The sequence below is a fragment of the Bacillus sp. FSL M7-0558 genome (genome assembly GCF_038003245.1).
Classification (GTDB): domain Bacteria; phylum Bacillota; class Bacilli; order Bacillales; family Bacillaceae; genus Bacillus; species Bacillus pumilus.
Map to the genome: position 1 here is coordinate 2,142,031 of NZ_JBBOOU010000001.1, position 20,850 is coordinate 2,162,880.

At 41.9% G+C, this 20,850-nt stretch carries 27 protein-coding genes; 2 read left to right on the top strand and 25 right to left on the bottom strand.

All coding sequences use genetic code 11. The annotated features are described in order from the left end of the window. Positions 1-39 precede the first annotated feature (39 nt). The gene (locus tag MHB79_RS10680; protein WP_003215933.1) at positions 40-924 is read left to right on the top strand and encodes a DUF1002 domain-containing protein; all 885 of its coding nucleotides are present in this window, start codon (positions 40-42) and stop codon (positions 922-924) included. 38 nt (positions 925-962) lie between these two features. On the opposite strand, the gene lysA is transcribed toward MHB79_RS10680, so the two are convergent. The 23 genes from lysA to MHB79_RS10795 form a co-directional block, all read right to left on the bottom strand. After that, positions 963-2,288 carry a diaminopimelate decarboxylase gene (lysA, locus tag MHB79_RS10685; RefSeq protein WP_003215489.1) on the bottom strand — a complete coding sequence of 442 codons (1,326 nt, stop codon included), beginning with the start codon at positions 2,286-2,288 and terminating at the stop codon, positions 963-965. Between the two features lie 116 nt (positions 2,289-2,404). Then, positions 2,405-3,877, bottom strand: a complete 1,473-nt coding sequence (locus MHB79_RS10690; RefSeq protein ID WP_003215696.1) for a spore germination protein — start codon at positions 3,875-3,877, stop codon at positions 2,405-2,407. Continuing rightward, positions 3,831-4,439: a stage V sporulation protein AE gene (locus MHB79_RS10695; RefSeq protein ID WP_003216039.1), complete on the bottom strand. Its 609-nt coding sequence runs from the start codon at positions 4,437-4,439 to the stop codon at positions 3,831-3,833. Before MHB79_RS10695 ends, MHB79_RS10690 begins: the two co-directional genes overlap by 47 nt. 6 nt (positions 4,440-4,445) lie before the next feature. Next, positions 4,446-4,796 carry a stage V sporulation protein AE gene (gene spoVAE / locus MHB79_RS10700; protein WP_003215479.1) on the bottom strand — a complete coding sequence of 117 codons (351 nt, stop codon included), beginning with the start codon at positions 4,794-4,796 and terminating at the stop codon, positions 4,446-4,448. Next, positions 4,796-5,812 (bottom strand): stage V sporulation protein AD, encoded by a 1,017-nt coding sequence (gene spoVAD, locus MHB79_RS10705; RefSeq protein ID WP_003215736.1) that lies wholly within the window; start codon positions 5,810-5,812, stop codon positions 4,796-4,798. Before spoVAD ends, spoVAE begins: the two co-directional genes overlap by 1 nt. A 12-nt stretch (positions 5,813-5,824) precedes the next feature. Then, on the bottom strand, positions 5,825-6,277 hold the full coding sequence (gene spoVAC / locus MHB79_RS10710) for a stage V sporulation protein AC (RefSeq protein WP_003215687.1): 453 nt from the start codon (positions 6,275-6,277) through the stop codon (positions 5,825-5,827). A gap of 19 nt (positions 6,278-6,296) precedes the next feature. Then, complete coding sequence (locus tag MHB79_RS10715) at positions 6,297-6,713, bottom strand: stage V sporulation protein AB (RefSeq protein ID WP_003215481.1); 417 nt, start codon at positions 6,711-6,713, stop codon at positions 6,297-6,299. Next, on the bottom strand, positions 6,703-7,323 hold the full coding sequence (locus MHB79_RS10720; protein WP_003215534.1) for a stage V sporulation protein AA: 621 nt from the start codon (positions 7,321-7,323) through the stop codon (positions 6,703-6,705). Before MHB79_RS10720 ends, MHB79_RS10715 begins: the two co-directional genes overlap by 11 nt. A gap of 114 nt (positions 7,324-7,437) precedes the next feature. Continuing rightward, positions 7,438-8,205, bottom strand: a complete 768-nt coding sequence (sigF, locus tag MHB79_RS10725) for an RNA polymerase sporulation sigma factor SigF (protein WP_003215778.1) — start codon at positions 8,203-8,205, stop codon at positions 7,438-7,440. 13 nt (positions 8,206-8,218) lie between these two features. Then, positions 8,219-8,659, bottom strand: coding sequence for an anti-sigma F factor (gene spoIIAB / locus MHB79_RS10730; protein WP_012010447.1), 441 nt, complete (start codon positions 8,657-8,659; stop codon positions 8,219-8,221). Further along, positions 8,656-9,009: an anti-sigma F factor antagonist gene (spoIIAA, locus tag MHB79_RS10735; protein WP_044141066.1), complete on the bottom strand. Its 354-nt coding sequence runs from the start codon at positions 9,007-9,009 to the stop codon at positions 8,656-8,658. The genes spoIIAB and spoIIAA overlap by 4 nt, the downstream gene beginning before the upstream one ends. Positions 9,010-9,172: 163 nt before the next feature. After that, positions 9,173-10,327 carry a D-alanyl-D-alanine carboxypeptidase family protein gene (locus MHB79_RS10740; RefSeq protein WP_432803497.1) on the bottom strand — a complete coding sequence of 385 codons (1,155 nt, stop codon included), beginning with the start codon at positions 10,325-10,327 and terminating at the stop codon, positions 9,173-9,175. Between the two features lie 157 nt (positions 10,328-10,484). Then, on the bottom strand, positions 10,485-11,297 hold the full coding sequence (locus MHB79_RS10745; protein ID WP_340989716.1) for a purine-nucleoside phosphorylase: 813 nt from the start codon (positions 11,295-11,297) through the stop codon (positions 10,485-10,487). 12 nt (positions 11,298-11,309) lie between these two features. Continuing rightward, positions 11,310-12,494 (bottom strand): phosphopentomutase, encoded by a 1,185-nt coding sequence (deoB, locus tag MHB79_RS10750; protein ID WP_003215717.1) that lies wholly within the window; start codon positions 12,492-12,494, stop codon positions 11,310-11,312. Positions 12,495-12,645: 151 nt separating this feature from the next. Beyond that, positions 12,646-13,536: a site-specific tyrosine recombinase XerD gene (xerD, locus tag MHB79_RS10755; protein WP_003215982.1), complete on the bottom strand. Its 891-nt coding sequence runs from the start codon at positions 13,534-13,536 to the stop codon at positions 12,646-12,648. Between the two features lie 6 nt (positions 13,537-13,542). After that, positions 13,543-13,770: a YqzK family protein gene (locus MHB79_RS10760; RefSeq protein ID WP_003215798.1), complete on the bottom strand. Its 228-nt coding sequence runs from the start codon at positions 13,768-13,770 to the stop codon at positions 13,543-13,545. Between the two features lie 118 nt (positions 13,771-13,888). After that, positions 13,889-14,341 (bottom strand): ferric iron uptake transcriptional regulator, encoded by a 453-nt coding sequence (gene fur / locus MHB79_RS10765; RefSeq protein WP_003215577.1) that lies wholly within the window; start codon positions 14,339-14,341, stop codon positions 13,889-13,891. A 118-nt stretch (positions 14,342-14,459) separates the two neighbouring features. Continuing rightward, complete coding sequence (gene spoIIM / locus MHB79_RS10770; RefSeq protein WP_034661156.1) at positions 14,460-15,107, bottom strand: stage II sporulation protein M; 648 nt, start codon at positions 15,105-15,107, stop codon at positions 14,460-14,462. Positions 15,108-15,223: 116 nt separating this feature from the next. Continuing rightward, a complete protein-coding gene (locus MHB79_RS10775) occupies positions 15,224-16,354 on the bottom strand; it encodes a S8 family peptidase (protein ID WP_106028738.1) in 1,131 nt (376 codons plus the stop codon). Positions 16,355-16,463: 109 nt separating this feature from the next. Further along, positions 16,464-16,685 carry a hypothetical protein gene (locus tag MHB79_RS10780; RefSeq protein ID WP_003215884.1) on the bottom strand — a complete coding sequence of 74 codons (222 nt, stop codon included), beginning with the start codon at positions 16,683-16,685 and terminating at the stop codon, positions 16,464-16,466. A gap of 68 nt (positions 16,686-16,753) precedes the next feature. Beyond that, a complete protein-coding gene (locus MHB79_RS10785; protein ID WP_137055019.1) occupies positions 16,754-17,206 on the bottom strand; it encodes a GNAT family N-acetyltransferase in 453 nt (150 codons plus the stop codon). Further along, the gene (locus MHB79_RS10790) at positions 17,193-18,374 is read right to left on the bottom strand and encodes a TIGR00375 family protein (protein WP_340989718.1); all 1,182 of its coding nucleotides are present in this window, start codon (positions 18,372-18,374) and stop codon (positions 17,193-17,195) included. The genes MHB79_RS10785 and MHB79_RS10790 overlap by 14 nt, the downstream gene beginning before the upstream one ends. Then, positions 18,371-18,928, bottom strand: a complete 558-nt coding sequence (locus tag MHB79_RS10795; RefSeq protein WP_268458358.1) for an NUDIX hydrolase — start codon at positions 18,926-18,928, stop codon at positions 18,371-18,373. The genes MHB79_RS10790 and MHB79_RS10795 overlap by 4 nt, the downstream gene beginning before the upstream one ends. A 167-nt stretch (positions 18,929-19,095) precedes the next feature. Here MHB79_RS10795 and MHB79_RS10800 point away from each other — a divergent pair, with 167 nt between their 5' ends. Continuing rightward, on the top strand, positions 19,096-20,019 hold the full coding sequence (locus MHB79_RS10800; RefSeq protein WP_340989722.1) for an aldo/keto reductase: 924 nt from the start codon (positions 19,096-19,098) through the stop codon (positions 20,017-20,019). Between the two features lie 80 nt (positions 20,020-20,099). Here the strand turns inward: MHB79_RS10800 and MHB79_RS10805 are convergent, their stop codons facing one another. Both MHB79_RS10805 and MHB79_RS10810 read right to left on the bottom strand, forming a co-directional pair. Beyond that, positions 20,100-20,615: an antimicrobial peptide LCI gene (locus tag MHB79_RS10805; RefSeq protein ID WP_340989724.1), complete on the bottom strand. Its 516-nt coding sequence runs from the start codon at positions 20,613-20,615 to the stop codon at positions 20,100-20,102. Beyond that, positions 20,578-20,799 carry a YqkE family protein gene (locus MHB79_RS10810; RefSeq protein ID WP_003215614.1) on the bottom strand — a complete coding sequence of 74 codons (222 nt, stop codon included), beginning with the start codon at positions 20,797-20,799 and terminating at the stop codon, positions 20,578-20,580. The genes MHB79_RS10805 and MHB79_RS10810 overlap by 38 nt, the downstream gene beginning before the upstream one ends. Positions 20,800-20,850 lie beyond the last annotated feature (51 nt).

Genomic DNA, 20,850 nt, shown 5'->3' on the forward strand with positions numbered 1-20,850 from the left:
TCTTGAAAGAGGAACCCTTTCGACTTGAAGGAGGTCAACATGTTTAAAAAATCAATGCTTAGTATGATGGCAGCGCTCCTTTTCCTCATTGGTGCGCCAAAAGTCAGCTTAGCGGATGCAGCTGTCGGCGATGTCATCGTCACACTTGGGCAAGACTTAACTCCGGCTGATCGCCAAAAGGTGCTTGACGAGTTGAATCCACCTGAAAATGCGACAAAAATTGAAGTAACCAATAAAGAAGAGCATGAATATTTAGGAAAGTATATCCCCCGTTCTTCTATCGGGACGAGAGCATTATCATCTTCATCTATCACCATTGAAAAATCAGGTACTGGTTTGACTGTGGATACACATAACATCAAGACCATTACAGATGAGATGTATTTAAATGCTTTAATGACAGCCGGTGTCAAGGATGCCAAGGTTGTTGTGACTGCACCGTTTGAAGTTTCTGGGACAGCCGCACTGACAGGTTTATTAAAAGCCTATGAAGTGTCTAGCGACAAAGCCATTCCAGAAGATGTGAAGCAGGTAGCAAACGAAGAGCTTGTGACAACGTCTAAATTGGGTGACTCCATCGGGAAAGACAATGCTTCTGCCCTTATTGCAAAAATCAAGGATGACATTGCGAAAAATGGTGTCCCTAAAACAACAAAAGAAGTAGAAGAAAAAGTGGATCAGGCTGCTTCTGATTTAAACTTAAATCTAACGCAAGATCAAAAGGATCAGCTTATTTCTCTATTCGATAAAATGAAGAACATCAATATCGATTGGAACCAGGTAGGATCTCAAATCGATAAAGCAAAAGACAAGATTACGAAATTCATAGAATCAGATGAAGGGAAAAACCTACTTCAAAAGATTTGGGATTTCTTTGTCTCCATTTGGAACGCGATCGTCTCTGTATTTACTGGAGGTAAATAAGTCATTATAAAAAGCTGCCTGATGTACAGGCAGCTTTTTTACGTAGATGATTTCACTTTTGATTGATAAGGTAAATCAAGTTTGACAATGTCCGCATATGTTTCACGTTCAACCACAAGCTGCGCTTCCCCGTCTTCTACAAATACAACAGCCGGGCGCGGGATGCGGTTATAGTTATTTGACATACTGTAGCCGTAAGCTCCGGTACAAAAGACAGCTAATAAATCTCCTTGTGATAACTCTGGCAGATCGATATCCCAAATAAGCATATCTCCGCTTTCACAGCATTTCCCTGCAATAGAAACTGTTTGATTGTGCGATTGGCTCATTTTGTTGGCACTTGCCGCTTCATATTTCGCTTGATATAATGCTGGACGAATGTTGTCACTCATTCCCCCATCTACCGCAACATAATCGCGAATGCCAGGTACGTGTTTTGATGAGCCGATCGTATAAAGCGTTGTTCCTGCGTCACCAACAAGAGAGCGGCCTGGCTCAATCCAAATCTCCGGCATATCAAACTCATAGCGTGTCACGTTCTCTTTTACAGCTTGGATAATTTTCTCGACGTATTCTGTCGCAGGAAGTGGTTCATCTTCTTCTGTATAACGGATGCCAAAGCCGCCGCCTAAGTTTAACACGGTCGAAATAAAACCAAATGATTCTCTCCATTCATCCAGCTTCAAAAAGATCTTGTCTGCTGCAAGGACAAAACCAGCTGTATCAAATATTTGTGATCCGATATGGCAATGAACGCCTAACAGTTCGATCACTTCTGATCCAAGCACTTGTTTCACCGCTTCATCTGCTTGTCCATTGTGAAGGTCAAAGCCAAATTTGGAATCCTCTTGGCCTGTTGTAATGTAATCATGCGTATGCGCTTCGACACCTGGTGTGATACGGAGCAGCACTTTCACCTGTTTTGACAGCTCTTGACCAAGCTCTTCAATGAGCTTCATTTCGTAGAAATTATCTACAACGATACAGCCGATCTCGTGCTCTAACGCCATTTTTAATTCATCTCTACTTTTATTGTTGCCATGGAAATGAATTTTTTCTACCGGAAACCCAGCGCAAATGGCTGTGTGAAGCTCCCCGCCTGATACGACATCAAGAGATAATCCTTCTTCCTTGGCAAGCTGAAACATCGCGATGGAGGAAAATGCTTTACTCGCATATGCTACCTGCGCTTTTAACTCTTCTTCTATAAATGCTTTTTGAAAGCTTTTTGCACGCTCCCGTATTAAAGCCACATCATATACATAAAGTGGTGTCCCATACGTTTCAGCTAAAGAAACGGCATCAACACCACCAATTTCTAAATGACCGAGTTCATTTTGTCTGCAAGTGCCGTGTAAATACAATGTCATTCCCTCTTTCTCCGCCTCGGCTGAAAAAAGACAGCTGCGTGAGCTGCCTTTTTGCCGTTTCTCAAAGTTAAAAATACAATATCACAATCTTCAGCCACTTTCAATGAGCGTTAAGAATTTGGCGGAATTTTTGATCTGTTTTGAGGGTGAACAATGCTTGGCCTTACTTTTGAGCCAGGAACAGACGTCCGAATCAGCACTTGCCACAAAGCCTTCCCGTTAAAAGGAAGAAATGGCCACATATAAGGCGTCTGCAATGAACGAATGGATGTTAAGTAGATGAGTAACAACGTAAAACCAATGATGAGTCCATTCAGCTTAAAGATCGCCACGAGCGCTAATATGATGAGTCGTACAATCTTATTGGCGACACTCAGCTCATAGCTTGGGGTTGTAAATGTACCGATTGCCGCTAGTGAGACGTATAAGATGACCTCTGGTGTAAATAAACCGACATCAATGGCAATTTGCCCAATTAAAACAGCCGCAATCAGCCCCATGGCGGTCGACAATGCAGTTGGCGTATGAATTGCAGCCATCCTTAAAAATTCCACCCCAAAATCAGCTAGAAATACTTGTAAAATCACTGGAATATGGGACGGTTTGTTAAAGCCAATATAGCTTAAATGATCTGGCAGAAGACTTGGTTCAAGGATAAACAGAAACCAAATTGGTAAAAGAAACGTTGAACATAAAATGCCTAAAAAGCGTACCCATCTTAGGAACGTACCAACTGCAGGTGCTTGGCGGTATTCTTCTGCATGTTGAACGTGGTGAAAAATGGTGGTTGGCGTAATGATGACACTAGGAGATGTATCCGTAATAATGATGACATGCCCTTCTAGTATATGGTTAGCAGCGACATCTGGACGCTCGGTGTAACGTACAAGGGGAAAGGGATTGTATCCTTGTTTAATAATGAATTCTTCAATTGTTTTATCAGACATCGTCAGCCCGTCGACTTTGATTCCTGACACTTCTTTCTCTATGATATCGACAAGATCTGGGTCCGCAATATCTTCAATGTAGCAAACACATACATCCGCTTTCGAACGTTCGCCTACTTTGAGCATTTTGTATCTCAGTTTTTCATCTCGCACCCGTCTTCGTATAAGTGCTGTATTGACAATAATGTTTTCAACAAAACCGTCTCTTGCGCCCCGGACAACCTTTTCTGTATCCGGCTCCTCTGGCATTCTGCCAGGATAGCTTCTGACATCAATGATAAATGCGTAGTTTTCACCTTCAACTACAACTGCCACAAGGCCCGACAGCACTTGGTCTACCGCTTCATCAAGTGTTTCAACCTTTGAGACCTGCTGATTGACAAGACGATTCTCAATCACACGAGCCATGTCATCTGATTCAGGTTCGTTGTCATTGATTTCAACTAGCTCTTTTAATAAGTAGATGACATATTGTGTATCACACAGTCCATTTACATAGTAAAGTTGGATTTCCTGATCGTGTATATAAATTTTCCGCACACCAAGGTCAAAGCTGAGACCCATTCCGACATTTTCTTTAAAGTAATCTTCATTTTTCTTCGGATCTCGGTACACGTTTACCTTGTCTTTCTTCATGGAAACCACTCCTTTCTAAAATTAATTCAACTGCTTTCATTGTGATCGGAGATCCTTTGCTCAGATCATCTTTCCGTCCCATTTTGCCAATATCTCCAATTCCAACAACAAACGGCAGATCGAGCGAGTCAAGACAATACACGGTATCTCCGCTCATTTTATGAGGCTCCATTTCGGGAAGACCATGCTTGTCGACACCGTATTCTGTCAGTTCACCCTCCCGGTCAATGGAAACATGAACCTTTGTCCATTCAGCTTGATGCGTTTTGGATGCAACGGCGATCGCCCCAATGACTTCAATTTCAGGATGACGCGCCACATGCTTCATCGCTATCTCCCCTGTTCCTTCACCTGTCAGGCCAGAATCATCAAACATGACAAACACTGGATCATTCGGCGTTTTTAAAATCATCTGCACAAGTTCAGGTCCTGTTCGTTTGCTTGGATTTCCTTTTGAGCTGGAAATACATCGCCCACCGACATTTTTAGCAGCAAGCTCAATGGTTTTGGCAGCATATATATCTCCGTCTGTCACTAAAATGACTTTTCGTCTTTGCCCCATATTAGGTTATCCTTTCGGTTTAAAGATAAGAGCGATAATAAATGAGAATAAAATCGCAGCTGAAATTCCAGCAGAAGTTAATTCAAAAATACCGATCCCGATTCCGATGAACCCGTGTACATCTGCCTGATGCATCGCTCCATGAAGCAAGCTATGACCAAAGCTGACGATTGGTACGGTTGCGCCCGCACCCGCAAATTCAATAAATTTATCATAAATACCGAATCCGTCTAAGATGGTGCCCGCCACAACAAAGGTGGTCATGACATGTGCAGGCGTAAGTTTGAGTATGTCTAGTAAAAGCTGACCAATGACGCAAATAAGTCCGCCTGCAACAAAAGCGATAAGATAATCCATTAGCTCTCTCCTCCTGCACGCTCAAATACGACACCGTGCGCAATGGTTGGAATGGTCTCTTTTTGCTGGACCATCATTGGACTTAGAAGCGCTCCGGTTGCCACAACGAGTACTCTTTGCAGATTTCCTGCTTTCATTTCTTGAAAAATGTGACTAAATGTCACAACAGCTGAACAAGCACAGCCGCTCCCACCAGCGAATACATTTTGATCGGGTGTATAGATGATTAAACCGCAATCATCATGCTTTCTCCCAAGCTGAATGCCTTCTTCCTTCAGAAGATCCTTTAAGATTGGTGAACCAATACCAGATAAATCCCCTGTTAAAATCAGATCGTAATCGTCCACCGTTCTTCCGAGGTCTTCTAAATGCTGCTTGATGGTATCTGCCGCTGCCGGAGCCATGGCCGATCCCATGTCAAATGGATCTGTAATTCCAAGATCCATCACCCTGCCTACTGTAGCGCTTGTAATTTGAATTGGAGAGGTCTCCTGGCTAATAATAACGGCCCCGCTCCCAGTGACGGTACTTGTGGCTGTATCTGGCTTTTGTCCGCCGTATTCTGTTGGATTACGAAATTGGCGTTCTGCCGTTGCATTATGACTGCTTGTCGCTGCAATGGCTCTATTGGCAAAACCGCCATCAATGAGTGCAGACGCAATGGCGACCGATTCCATTGAGGTTGAGCATGCCCCAAACAAACATAGAAACGGGATTTTTAGTTCTCTCGCCACATAGTTTGCTGTGACGTTTTGATTAAGTAAATCTCCTGCCAGCAATAGATCAATATCGCTTTTTTGCAAATTTGCTTTTGATAAAGCACTGGATATCGCATCTTCCATCAGTTTTCTTTCAGCCATTTCCCAGTTCTTTTGATCACAATGCATTTCGTCATACGTTTTATCAATTAAATGACCAATCGGTCCTTCTTTTTCTTTCGGCCCTGCAGCTGTTCCCTCTGCATTGACGTAAAGCTTGTGCTCAAAAACCCAAGATTGTTTACCTGTTAGTTTCACGTTTCATTCCTCCTACGAAAACATCTTTTCCAAGACGTATCGAATGATCCCTACGACATATGCCGAGACGACACCAAATACAATGACGTTCCCAGCGAGCTTAAACATATTTGTGGCAACCCCTAAAACAAGCCCTTCACTTCTATGCTCAAGGGCAGCACTTGTCATACTGTTTGCAAATCCTGTCACCGGAACAGCCGATCCCGCTCCGGCAAACTGGCCGATTCTATCGTAAATACCGATACCAGTTAATATAGAAGAAATTAAAATGAGGGTCGCCACTGTTGGGTTCCCTGCTGTTTTTTCATTAAAATCAAAAAAGTGAATATAGAAATGTTGCAGCCCCTCGCCTATGGCACAGATCAATCCACCAACAAGAAAAGCCTTGATGCAGTTGAGGACATAAGGAGGTTTAGGCTGATACGTTTTCACCTTAGATGGATAGTTCTCTTTTAAACTCGACACGGTTGTTCCCTCCAAATTTTTAAATATAAATCAGCCAATGGAATAGTGAACCAAATACTTTGCCTAAGACAATGGCCATGAGAAGCAAAACAATTTTCCCGTCCATTCCAATTCTTTTCGTTAATATAGGAAGTACATTTAATACTTCAGTCAGCGCAGCTGCAAGCATGCCGACGAAAATGCCTGCTAAAAGACCGATCGGGAGCACCAGCCATTTGGATAAATGCAAATGCACCTCGCTCAAGGTTGCCCAGCCGCCAACGACCGCCCCGGTGATGACAGCTGCCTCGTATCCTTGTATGAAGCGCTGCGTTTTCGTTAATTGCATTAAACGAGGGATGATGCCAAGCACTGTGAGAAATGCCACAAACCCTGCTCCTACCGTTAAACCGCCGCCAAGTCCAACTAACGCGACAAAAAGCCACTTACCGATCATGGATATCTTTCATTGTCTCTTTATTTTCTTTAAGGGCGACATAATGATCGAGATCGAGCTGATATTTAAACATCTCCACTTCGAGCGGGCTTGGTTCTTCATTTAAACGCTTTTTAAATACATGATTGAAAAATAAAATCATGCCAAAGCCTAGTCCGAAGCTATATGGAATTTGCAATAAATAAGGATGCTCAACCGTTTTTCCTGTGATCATTTCATATAGGCGGATATGAACGAGCCGCATACTGACATCCTCGTGGAAATTCATAATGGCAAGCGCCGCTCCGACAAATAATAGGAGCCACACGAACACAAATAAAATCGGAGAAAGCTGGCGTTTGCCTGTATCAATTTCAACAATGGCTTCAGCGCCTCCGACGGTTTGAATGTCGATGTCTGGCCATGTTTTTTTGATCGTTTTGACCACATGCATGATATCAAGAACGGCGATGTGACGATCCTTTTTACTGACATGATATATCGGCATCTTGCTAAGCTTTTGTACAGCAAACTCATCACCAGTGATTTGGGCGATATCTTCTAAATAAATGAGCTGATCATTACCGGTCTTAATGCGATGGCGCAGCCGAAGAAAGATTTGTCCGTCCATCCAAGTCACTTCCTATACGATGGGTTAAAAATAGTATGTGGTGAAAAATGGTTCTCATACCGAGAGAACTTGATTTACCGGTAATTACCACACGAAAAAAGCCAGCCGAATTGGCTAGCTCTCTTTTTGATCCATTTGCATTTGGATTTGTTTTAAAATTTTCTTTTCGAGCCGCGAGACTTGTACTTGTGAAATGCCGAGTCTCTCCGCTACCTCAGATTGTGTTTGGTCTTTATAATATCTTAAGTACACAATGAGTTTTTCTCGTTCTTCTAATTCCTTGATCGCTTCTTTCAGCGCGATTTTATCAAACCATCTTTCTTCTGAATGATCGGCAATTTGATCAAGTAATGTAATCGGGTCCCCGTCATTTTCATACACCGTTTCATGAATCGACGACGGCGTTCGGACCGCTTCTTGGGCGAGGACGACATCCTCTGGTGTTATATCAAGATATTCGGCTATTTCCTGGACGGTCGGCATTCTTCCGTGAGACTTAGACAATTCATCTCTTGCCCGCCGGATTTTATTACCAAGTTCCTTTAGTGACCGGCTGACTTTGACTGTTCCATCATCTCGAATGAATCGCTGGATTTCACCAATGATCATTGGGACAGCATAGGTCGAAAACTTCACATCATATGACAAATCAAATTTATCAACAGATTTTAGCAGTCCAATACAGCCAATTTGAAACAAATCATCTGGTTCATATCCTCTATTTAAAAAGCGCTGAACAACGGACCAAACAAGACGCATGTTTTTTTCTACGAGGAGGTCTCTTGCTTGCTGATCACCGTCTTGGCTTTTTTTGATGAGCTCTTTGACTTCATCATTTGACAGCTGGGCTTTTTTTGCTTGCTTTTTTACCTCCACATCCATATGAGCAGCTCCTTTAATTACAAAGCGCTTTGCTTTTTGATAGATGCTTTGTTAAACGGATGGTTGTGCCCATTTCTGGAGATGAGTCTATCATGACATCATCCATAAAATTCTCCATAATGGTAAAGCCCATTCCAGAGCGTTCTAAGTCTGGTTTTGTCGTGAAAAGCGGCTGTCTTGCTTCCTCAAGATCTGTAATGCCCATCCCTTCGTCACGGATGGTGAGGTACACAACATGGTCATCAAGTGTGACTTCGATATGCACCTTGCCATCTGGATTCCCATCATAGCCATGGATAATGGAATTTGTCACCGCCTCTGACACAACGGTTTTGATTTCTGTTAATTCATCTAATGTCGGATCAAGCTGGGCGATAAACGCCGCGACTGTCACCCTCGCAAAGGATTCATTTTGACTTAAAGCAGAGAAGGTCAGGTTCATTTCATTCCTCATGATGCCACCCCCAATGTTTGCAATGCCGTTTGCTCTGAAGGCTCCATACGGATGATTTTAAATAAGCCAGACATATCAAATAACCGGTTCACTGCTGGCGAAATAGCACAGACGACCATTTCTCCGCCAAGCTGTTTAATTTCTTTATATCTTCCTAAAATCACTCCGAGACCTGAGCTGTCCATAAACGTTAAATCAGCCAAATTCAGCACAATGTGGCGAATGTCCTCTGTTTCCAAATAATTCGTCACCTTTTGTCTCAATGTTTCTGCGGAGTGATGATCGAGCTCTCCTGTTAATCGAATGCAAAGTACGCTCTCTTTTACTTGAAAATGAATATCAAGGCTCATCTTTTTATTCCTCCTTGCTCTAATTTTCGGATAAAGATTGTTTCTCTTTTTTATCAAGTAAATCCTTCACCATGACAAAACTAGTGACCATTCGTCACATTTAGATGTTCTTTTCTTCTTCCTCATAGCAAAAAGACTGCCTGTTTCAGCAGCCTTCTCCTTTTTATTTCCATTTCACAAATTCAGCCATCGCTCGTTTGAAGAACGTCCAAACGCCCGCTTTTTCCATTCCTTCTTTGGCTTGTACAGGGCTTTCATGCAGCACTTTTCCGTCTTTTTTCAAGACAATGGTTCCAAGTTCCGTTCCTTTTGAGAATGGAGCCGTAACATCCTGAGACAATTTGATTTCTTTTTTAATCTGATCCACATTTTCGCCTTTTTTCGTTAAAAGGGAGATTGGTTCAGAGGTGACAAGCTGAATTTTTTTCTTTGTCCCTTTGCTTACCTTGATTTCAGCTACATCTTGTCCTCGTTTGTAAAGCGGGTGTGTGGTGTATTGACTAAATGCATAGTCTAACATTTTGACCATTTGAGCGTTTCTGTCTTTCGGTGTACTTGCGCCGAAGACAACTGCAATGACGCGCATGTTTCCTTTTTTAGCGGTTGCGGTCAAACAGTATTTGGCTTCGCCTGTAAAACCTGTTTTCAACCCATCGACACCTGGATAAAATTTAATCAATCGGTTCGTATTCACAAGCCAGAATTTTTTATCGGTGTTTTGACGGAGATAGTCTTCGTAGACCCCTGTGAATTTGGTGATTTGTTCATATTTCAACAGCTCTTTTGCCATTTTTGCCATATCATGAGCTGAACTGTAATGGTCTTTTTCAGGAAGTCCTGTTGGGTTTTGAAAGACCGTAGAGGTGAGGCCGAGTTCTTTTGCCTTTTTGTTCATTTGCTCCACAAACTGTTCTTCAGATCCTGCAATATGCTCTGCCATGGCAACTGAAGCATCATTTCCAGACGCAATCGCAATGCCTTTCAGCATTTCTTTCACGGTCATTTCTTCTCCAGGTTCAAGGAAGATTTGTGACCCTCCCATTGAAGCTGCATAGTCGCTTGTTCTTACCTTGTCAGTCATTTTCAGCTTTCCTTGATCAATGGCTTCCATGATGAGAAGCATCGTCATGATTTTGGTCATACTTGCGGGTGCCAGCTTTTCATCGCTGTTTTTGTTGTAAAGCACTTTTCCCGTGTCACGTTCTATTAAGATGGCTGATTTGGCTTCGTGCACCAATTCTGATGTTTGTTTTTCTTCTGGTTTTTCAATTTTTTCTTTTGCTATCGCTGATGGTGAAACCATTGAGATAAGGATCATTAAAATAAACAATGCACATATATGACGTTTCAAGTGGCAGACCTCCATTATCGTAATCCTTTCTATTTTTTCCTCATCGAGGCTGTTTTATACAGAGATCGTATGATTGCCATAAAAAAAGCCTTCTGTCGATAAACAGAAGGCTTCTTAAAACATGCTATGAGAGTTGTTTGACAATGTCTTTTACTAAATCAAGGAAACTCGCTTTCACTTTTTCGGTTACTTCAATGACTTCATCATGAGACAGCGGCTGATCTAAAATACCTGATGCCGCATTAGAAATGCATGAAATACCTAGCACTTTGATTCCTGCATGACGCGCAACAATCACCTCTGGGACCGTCGACATGCCTACAGCATCTGCGCCAAGTGTTCTAAGGAAACGAACTTCAGCCGGTGTTTCATATGAAGGACCTGTCATCCCTGCATAAACACCCTGCTGTACAGATATGCCTAACCGCTGAGCTGTTTCTTCTGCAAGTGCCAGCAAATCTTTATCGTATGGGGCAGACATATCAGGGAAACGAACGCCTTGACTGTCATTTGGACCAATTAATGGATTGGTCCCCATCATATTGATATGATCTGTAATCAGCATGAGATCGCCTGGATGGAATGAAGTATTCACACCGCCGGCTGCATTTGTCACGATGCATGTCTCAATGCCAATTTCTTTCATCACACGGAGTGGAAACGTCACTTGCTTCATATCATATCCTTCATAGAAGTGAAAACGTCCTTGCATCGCACATACGACAGTGCCTTTCAGCGTCCCGATGACGAGCTGTCCTGCATGACCCTCTACTGTTGACACAGGGAATCCAGGAATATCTTCATATTTCAATTTGATTGGATTTTCAATCTCATCTGCTAAAATGCCAAGCCCTGAACCTAAGATCAATCCAACTGTTGGTACGTATGTCGATGCTTGTTTAATGTATGCCGCCGCTTCTGAAAACTGTGCTCCCACGAGATTTCCCCCCTATTTGAGTTTAGATAAAAAGCTTGTGCCGTATTTTGGCATCGTTGTCTTGAAATTGTCTGCGACCGTTGCTCCAAGATCAGCAAAGGTTTTTGGAGTTGGCAGTTCATTTGCTCCTTGATGCTTTTTGCTGTAAGCAATGAGCGGAACGTATTCTCTTGTATGATCTGTTCCGTGATGAACCGGGTCATTTCCATGATCTGCTGTAATGACAAGAAGATCATCCTCTTTTAACAGATCAAACACTTCAGGAAGACGGGCGTCAAATTCCTCTAGTGCTTTTCCGTAACCCTCTGGATCTCTTCTATGTCCGTAAAGGGCGTCAAAATCAACAAGGTTTAAAAAGCTGAGTCCCGTAAAGTCTGTTTTAAGTGTATCAACCAGCTTGTCCATTCCGTCCATGTTCGACTTTGTTCTGAGAGAAGAGGTGATTCCTTCTCCATCATAAATATCAGAGATTTTGCCGATCGCAATCACATCAAGCCCATCATCTTTCAGCTCATTCATCACTGTTCGGTCAAATGGTTTTAAAGCATAGTCATGACGGTTTGGTGTTCTGACAAACGCACCAGGCTCCCCGACAAATGGACGGGCGATAATGCGGCCAACCATGTATTTTTCATCTAATGTGAGCTCACGTGCAATTTCACAAATACGGTAAAGTTCATCTAATGGCACCACTTCTTCGTGCGCAGCAATTTGCAGCACAGAATCCGCAGATGTATAAACGATTAGATCGCCTGTTTTCATGTGCTCTTCGCCAAGCTCGTCTAAAATTTCAGTACCAGACGCAGGTTTATTTCCAATAATGCCTCTGCCTGTTTTTTCTTTTAGTTCATTTAATAGTTCATCTGGGAATCCGTCTGGAAAAACTCTGAACGGTGTGTCTATGTAAAGACCCATGATTTCCCAGTGTCCTGTCATTGTATCTTTACCATTTGATGCCTCTTGCATTTTTCCATAATACGCAAGCGGCTTCTCATCCGCTGGAATTCCTTTGATTTCTTTAATATGACTCAGCCCAAGCTTCGCCATATTCGGCATATGAAGCCCGTTCATTTTTTCAGCAATATGTCCTAGTGTATCTGCACCTACATCATTAAATTCAGCAGCATCAGGTGCTTCCCCAATTCCTACTGAATCCATTACGACGAGGAAAATGCGTTTATACTGATAATCAGGCATTAAAAAGCGCCTCCTTCAATATTCTTGTCTTTTAACCTTTCAAAAAGAGAGGTCTGACATCTCAAGTATAAACCGTTTACAAGCCGGTTGACAACCATAAACGGTGCAAACATGAAAAAGCATGACACACGTTCACCGTGTCATGCTTTACTTATGCCCTTGGATGGAATTTGTGATACACATCTTTCAGTCTTGTTTTCGTCACATGTGTATAAATTTGTGTTGTCGAGATATCGGCATGTCCGAGCATCTCCTGCACAGCTCTTAGGTCTGCACCGTTTTCAAGCAGATGCGTGGCAAATGAATGCCTGAGTGTATGGGGTGTGAGTTCCTTTTGAATCCCTGCTTCGAGAGCTCTTTTTTTCAGATTCTTCCAGAAACCTTGCCGCGACATTTTTTTCCCGTGATGATTGAGAAATAAGGCATCTGCCGGCTGTTTTTTTAACAGCTTGCTTCTTCCCTTTTCGAGATATTCTTCAATCGCACTTGCAGCTGCTTCACCAATTGGCACAATCCGCTCTTTTCTTCCTTTACCGAAACAACGGATAAAGCCCATTGTGAGGTGAACATCGGCAAGGGTCAGATCCAGCATTTCACTGACGCGAATGCCTGTCGCATATAAGAGCTCGAGCATCGCTTTGTCACGGTAGTCAAATGGAGTGTGCTGATTTGGTGTATCAAGCAGCTTTTCAACTTCCCCTAGTGAGAGAACTTTCGGTAATTTCCGCTCTGTTTTTTGCGTTTCAATGTTCCATGACGGATCATCTGTTGTCACTTTTTCCCGGAGCAGAAATTGGTGGAAGGACCGGATCGAGGAGAGATGCCGCACTGACGTTTTGCTCGATTTCCCTTCCTCTTTTAGCTTTTTTAAATAATGAATGATATGCAGGCGTGTGACATCTTTTATATCCGTCAGCTGCTCATGTGTCATTAAAAAAGACAAGTAGTTCTGTAAATCTCGTTTATAAGAAACAATGGTATTTTCAGAGAGTCCTCTCTCTACTGTCATAAAATGAATAAAGTCGGATAATTGATCGTTCAATGATTTCTACTCCCCGTTTTGATAAAAATAAATCAATCGGTCTTGCCAGTTGTCTTGATTCGGCTGATCCATTTCCATCACTTTAATTGCTGCACCCTCTGGTTTATCATAACGATGGTAGCTTTCATATTCTGAATTTATCCATATCATAGCATAATAGAACAGGACGGTAAAACCAGTGAACAAGATAAATACCTTCATCACTTCACCTGTTGTTTTGAGCCATTTTCGCATGATTCTCATGTCCTTTCTCGAGCTTCTCATTACTTCAGCATATGCCAGGTGGGACAAGGAATATACAGCGAAAATGCAAAAAACCTCTTCATCTTAAATGAAAAGGTTCCAATTCGGATTATTTGCCGGATTCATCATCATGACACCGGTGGCAAATACCATGGAATGTCAATCTATGATCCTTAATTTTAAATTTCCAGTCACGTTCAATAATCTCTTCAACGTCTTCTAATAAATCATCTTCTATCTCATCGACTGTCCCGCATTCCATGCAGACAAGATGATGATGGAAGTGAGCGGCTCCTTCTTTGCGAAGATCATATCGCGAAACGCCGTCTCCAAAGTTAATTTTATCAACAACTTTCAGTTCAGTTAGCAATTCTAACGTTCGATAAACAGTAGCAAGACCAATTTCAGGAGACTTCTCTTTTACGAGGAGGTATACATCTTCTGCACTTAAATGGTCTTCTTCATTCTCAAGCAGTACTCTTACTGTTGCTTCACGCTGTGGCGTGAGCTTATAGCTGGAAGAATGAAGCTGTTTCTTAATTCGATCAATCCGATTTTCCATTGACTTTCCCTCCTACGCCACATTACTTGATCATTATATCAAATGATGTGCTGGGAGCCAACTATAATCATTTTAAATTGATAAATAAATTGATTATTATTTAATAACAATTATAAATTTATGAGAAAAGAACACCTGCTAGCTTTTTCATGAGCATGAAGGAGACGTACGATTCAAAAAAGGACGAAAGTGCAGCAAGCGCTAAAATCATCAGTAGAACAGATGCATAACGGGCGAACCACTGAACAGGTGCTTGACTGATGGTTTTTTTCATGAACAGCTGCCCAATGAGACGGATGGAAAACGCAATCGCACATGTCCCAATCACTAAATAGGCTGGAATAAGTAATATGTTTTGCGGAAGAACCGATACGAACGAAAGGAAAAAACCACTCAGCCCCATTTGATTTACTAGAAAACCAACTGTAAACCCAACGACAATTCCCTTTAAAAAGATCATGAGAAAGATGAGCGGCAGGCCAATGATAGATATCCCTAGTATCCACATAAGACCTAAATATTTCATATGATGCAAAAAGCTTTGCAAAAACATTTCTTTTGATTCTGCTGCTTTCTCATTTGTCAGCTGACCAAAAAATTGATTTAAATAATAGAATAAATCCTCTTTCTGACTAATTGTCATACTATTGACGATGATGGCCCCAAAAATCACGCCCATTAAAAAGAGTACAGAGACAAACAAATAAATCGATAGATGGTCTTTTACGTGCTGAAGAAGATGTTCCTTCCAAGACTTTTTCCGCATGCGTCTTCCTCCCAAATAGTAAAGGTTACTAGATTCTATGAGAGAGATTACGAAACATGACAGTTTTATTGAAAGAAAAAAGAGAAAGCAGCCTAAACACTGCTCTCTCTTCTCATTTATCGTGCCGCTTTTTGTACGTTCACAAGCCCGGCACCATAGTAAAAAGGATCTCCAAGCTGTGTAGCCGTTTTTGAAAGTCTCTCGCGCACTTCATCGTTTGTCAGATTCGGATGTTTTGATAGAATGACAGCCGCAGCTCCTGCTACATGCGGTGATGCCATGGATGTCCCGCTCTTGTAGCCATATTCATTATGGGGAATGGTACTGAGCGTTGAAACGCCTGGTGCTGAAACTTCCACTTCTTCGCCTACAGATGAATCAAAAGCTCTTTGTTTTCTTTGGTCAACAGAAGCAACCGCTATCACTGAGCTGTATTTAGCTGGATAGTCAACTGTGTTGAGAGAGCCATAACTTCCTGCATTCCCAGCAGAAGCCACAATGAGAATACCCTTGTCATATGCTCGATCTACCGCTTCTTTCAGCGCTTCAGATTCACTTGCTCCTCCCATACTAATATTGATGACATCTATGTCATTCTCAATGGCCCATTCAATTCCTTTAATGATCCAGCTATAGTAGCCATCACCATTTTCATCTGCCACCTTGACCGCATAGATTGAAGCTTTTGGCGCAACACCAACGACACCTACCTTATTATCTAACGCTGCAATTGTGCCCGCCACATGCGTCCCGTGTTCATGCGGGTCAACAAGCGGATCTGACTCTGTTGGAACAAAGCTGACTCCCCCGGTGACATGTAGATCTTCATGTTTGCCATCAATGCCGCTGTCAAGAACGGCTACTTTGACATTTTGTCCAGCGTATCCCCGTTTATGTACCTTTTGTGCTTTGATGCTTTTGATGCCATATGGGATCGTTTGACCGCTTGTTTTTGCCTTTTGGTCCTCCTCAATGAAGGTCACTTCTTTTGCCTGATTTAGTTTCTTTTTCGATGCCTCATTCAAGGAAACTTTCATCATATCTATCTGCTCTATGGATTCTTTTACATGTCCACCAGCTTCTTCAACAAGCTGTTTTTGTGTATGATCTTGAACGGAAGAAGAAAAGCCGATCATGTACTCTTTTTTCGCTTGCTCCTTTGCAGAAATATGTGAGGCGCCGAACGTGACCGATGCCAGCATCATACTTGCCATACAAAGCCCTGCTCCAATTGACTTGATGTTCACAATACTCACTCTCCCTTTCATCTTTTTGTCATTTAACTACATTTTTAGACAAAAAGAAACGACCGTTTGTCCTATTTTTTAAAATTTTTCCATTTATTTGAATTGGTTGTCACAAAAAAGCAAAATAAAAATGCTTATGATCCTCTTGATAGTGATCATAAGCATTCCTTCTTTTATGTTTTTTCATCATGTGCTGCAAGGCTTCTTGTTTTGTTTTTGTTTTTCTTTCATGTGTACTAAAGTGCGGCATGTTTCCTCTCGACAGTTCCGGGTTTCGGCTGTGCTGCCTTTCAATATGTTCTCGTTTTTTCTTTGCATTGCTTTTTCCCATTTGGCAAAACCCCTTTCGTTGACGTTATGATACACGATGTGACATAAAAAAGATAGACGTATACACGCCTATCTTTCTGTTTTCACCATATCAAGATGGGGAATTCCATCTTCATCATAACAATCTGAAACGGCCTTAAAACCAAAGGATTCGTAAAACGACTTCAGGTAGGCCTGCGCCTGAATTTTGACACTTGCTTCACCTAATTCACTCAGCTTTTCCAAAGCCTTGCTAAGTAGCATTTTTCCATAGCCTTTTTTTCGACCTGCCTCTGTCACAAGAACGCGGCCAATGGACGCCTCTTCGTACATGATTCCGCTTTGAAAAATTCGGCAATAAGCCACAATCGTGCCGTTCTCTTTTGCCATCAGATGAAGCGCTTCTTGGTCCCGGTGATCAATTTCAGGGTAAGGGCATGTTTGTTCAACAACAAACACATTGACTCTTTCCATTAAAATCAGGTAAAGATCCTCTTTTGTCAATTGTTCAAACGTTTCACATGTCCAGTTAACTTGATTCATGATTGATATCCACCTTACCGTATACTCCGCCCCCGCCAGCGATCAGTTCGACTTCACCTTTTCTTGCTTTGATGATGTAATTGGCTGTTTTTTCTGGCAGGACAGCTTTTAGTTCTTGTTCTGTTGCTTGATGAAGGATATTCATCTCTGTGTGAAACACGGCTTTTAGCTTCTCCAGCGTTTTGGCTCCAACACCCGGAATAAATTGAAGTGGAAGCTGATGAACATAAGGAGGTCTTGTTCCATTGTCACTTTCTTGGTCAGCAAGCTCCTTTAAACGCTCGCTCACTCCTTTTGTCATCCGGGTATGTCCGCATGCTTGGCACTTTTCTTGATCTAGCGCGCGAGGTCTTACTCCGCACTTCTCGCAGGTTGTATGATAGTACTTCCCAAGACGCGGGGCGAGCCCATAATTTCCTATGATGGCTCTCCCCTCTTTCCCTTCAAGGGCTAGTTTGAATTCGGCAAAAGAGGCATGGTCCATGCGGATTTTTGTATATTCTCGCGCGATTTTCCCTAAAGAATGAGCGTCTGAATTCGTTAAAAATGGATAACGGTTCAGTTCGCTTAACTGGGACGCCATTGACGTATCGCAGCTAAGTCCTAGTTCAACAGCATCAATGAGGTCCGGATCGAATACTTCCGTTAAAGACGTGCTGACTCCTTTGCCAAATAAGCTTTTATGCGGCGTGAAAATATGAGCAGGAATAAATAAGCCTCCTAGCTCCTTGACCTTATGCTGAAGTGTTTTCCCATCCACATAGAGGCGCTGTGAACTTAAATGCACATTTTTCATATGTAGCGCGAGCCATGCGGAGAACTCAGTCATTTTGCGCAGTGTGGGCATAAATGCAAGCACGTGAATTGGACCTTTTGAATGGTTATCGTTAATTTCTAATTCACTGCCTAAAAGCAGCACGGTCTGTTCAAATGATAGACCGCCATCACTTAGTTCAGTGTACTTGCCTTCTTCTACACCCTCTATTAATTCTTCTAGGACTTCTGGAGATTGTGCATCAATCACACCAATCATCCCCATCCCTTTACTTTGCGTTGCTTCAATGAGAATTTGGTCAATGGTCAGTGATCTTGCACCTGTAATTTTAACAGCTCTGCCTGTTCTTGTTCTGCCGATATGAATATGGATGTCTGCAAAAAACTCCCTCATTTTGTTGACTTAAGTACCTCTTGCAGTTGTAAGTACTGAATGGCATAGGCTGTTTTTGCATCATAAATATGCTGCTTTTCAATGAGGTGCAAGGCTTCTTCTAATGAAACTTCCATCACTTCAACAAATTCATCTTCATCCAGCTCTCTTTTTTCTTCAAGCGGAACTAGGTGATCTGCAAGATACATGTGGACGATTTCATCTGCAAAACCTGGTGATGTATAAAAGGCTGTCAGCTTTTGAAGCTTCTGAGTGGTGTATCCTGTTTCTTCTTCTAATTCTCGCAGTGCTGTATGTGCCGGCTCTTCCCCTGGCTCTAATTTACCAGCCGGAATTTCAACGATGGCTCTCTCTAGTGCTTTACGGTATTGCTTGACCAAGATGATTTTATTTTCGTCTGTCCGAGCAATGACGGCTACTGCACCAGGATGTTTGATGATTTCGCGTTTGCCTTGTTTTCCATTTGGCAATTGTACATCTTCAAGAACCAAATCAATGATTTTTCCGTTGTATAATTCTTTAGTCGATAATGTTTTTTCTTCAAAGTCCTTCAATTTTGTCAGCTCCTCGTTCTACTTTCACTTTTTACTTCATTCATTTTAACATAGATGATTTAAGAGAAGCGAAATGCGGACGCTTGCTTCAATGCGCCATTTGAAGTCACCTAGCTTGAATTCTAGATTTTTTTCACTTAATGTGAAGGAATAGGAGTGTGATGGAATTGAGAAAAAGACGAATTGGTACAACGGATCTTTTGGTGAGCGAAGCGGCTCTAGGATGTATGTCCCTAGGAACAGAAAAAGGAAAAGCGCTCTCTTTATTAGATGAAGCCATTGATCTTGGAATTAATTATTTGGATACAGCCGATTTATATGATTTTGGGACAAATGAGGAAATTGTCGGGGAAGCGATTAAAAACAGGCGGCAAGATTTAATTTTGGCCACAAAAGGCGGCAACCGCTTTGAAAAAGGCAAATCTGGCTGGGACTGGGACCCTTCAAAGGCATACATAAAAGAAGCCGTAAAACAAAGCCTCAAGCGGCTGCAAACAGATTATATTGATTTATACCAACTGCACGGAGGCACGATCGATGACCCTATCGATGAGACGATTGAGGCTTTTGAAGAATTAGTGGAAGAAGGCGTTATTCGCTATTATGGCATCTCTTCTATCCGTCCAAACGTCATTAAAGAATACGCCAAAAAATCAAACATCGTCAGCGTCATGATGCAATATAGTTTACTCGACCGCCGTCCAGAGGAATGGTTCTCTCTTCTTGAAGAACAAGGCATTAGTGTTGTGGCAAGAGGACCTTTAGCAAAAGGGCTTTTAACCGAAAAACCACTTTCACAAGCAAGTGCAGCGATTAAAAAAAACGGATATCTTCAATATTCATTTGACGAGCTACAGCAGATCATTCCTTCTTTAAAGAAAGTCGCTTATGACCTATCACTCACAGAGCTCTCCATTCAATATTTGCTTCAGCATTCTGCGGTCAGTTCCGTTGTATTTGGCGCAAGCTCGGTGGAACAATTAAAAGAAAATGCGGCAGCGGCCAATGCACGTTCTTTAAGTGACCAAGAAGTAAAAGCATTGACTTACTATACAAAACCATCTGTGTACGAGGCGCACCGGTTTAAATGAGATAAAAAGAGATCATCTGATGTGATCTCTTTTTCATATTCGACAGGCAAAAGCAAGGAGGGGCTAAAGGCCCCGTTGTCTTATCTTGCACTTTCGTAATATGCATAATTTCCAGATTTGCCTTTAAGATAAAATGTCGTACCAAAACGACTGAAACTATTTGCAAAAGAACCATTATCCGAATACATACATAATCGATTACTTGCGCCTTTAAAAGGAGTTACAGAACAATCTACAATTGAAGTAGCCTTTGTACGCAAATCTGCATTCGTTAAATCATTTGTAGCAAGAGCTTGTCCCGAAACAGGTAAAAGCAATCCTAAAGATAAAGCGACTCCAGCCATTGTTTTTCTCATTTTCATGTAAATCATCACCGTTCCCAAATATTGTAATACACCTTCATTATAAGTAGTACGACCTTCTATCAAAAGGGTCTTAAATACTATATTTGTTATAAAAAGGGATTTAAATGAAGGAGGAATCGAAGGAACCGGAAGCACTTGCGTGTTGATCAACCTCAATGATGACATAAAAAAAGAAGCATCAGTGCTCCCTTTTTTAGCTTTTATATTTTCTCCAGTCCAAATGACTTTCATCTAGCAGCTCGGAGAAGCTTTTGTTTTTTTCTTTTTCTTTCTGCTGCCGAAGGAGGTCTTGTCGTTTTTGTTCTTCTCTTTTTTCTGTCTCGGCGGCCAGATTCTGCTTCATTTGAAGGAGCTGCTGTTTGAGATTTTCGTTTATGCCGTCCTTTAATTTCGCTTGATCATTGTTCTTTTTCATTGTGCCTCTCTCCTTTTGCCTCTAAGTGTATCATCCGTTTTATTTCCTGAG